The sequence below is a fragment of the Helicobacter sp. T3_23-1059 genome, from assembly GCF_053654515.1.
On the sequence record NZ_JBSIUV010000242.1, the window covers coordinates 1 to 433 of the forward strand.

The 433-nt window shown below is 31.9% G+C and carries 1 pseudogene; it reads left to right on the top strand.

What is annotated here, in order from left to right:
* Positions 1–433: pseudogene (locus tag ACWIX0_RS14255) on the top strand (lipase); the annotation flags it as partial.

Here is a 433-nt window from a genome sequence, read left to right on the forward strand (position 1 = left end):
GATGAGCTAAAATGTATTCACGGAGGACAAGTCAAACTTACTTCAAACATAGGCAAATCTATCAAAGCAATGACAAAAGATAAAACCCACAAAGATTCACCTATAATGCTAGAATCGGATTTGCTTTATTCACCTATATTAAATTGTCCTAACAATATTGCAGGGATTTCTAGTCCTTGCACTCAAGTAGCCTTAATATTACCAAATGCTAGGGGATTTAAAAAATATAATGATGATTATCCTATAATGCAAGATTTATGCGCTAGTGGAGTATTTAGCGATAAGGGATTTCCAATTATTTGCACTAAAAAAGAAAATACACTAAAGATTCAATCCCCAAAGCCAAGTAATAATAACGCAGAATCTAAAGAAGTATTAGAATCTAATGTAGATTTTAGTATTCCTACTCTATCTATTATCACTGCTTATACTC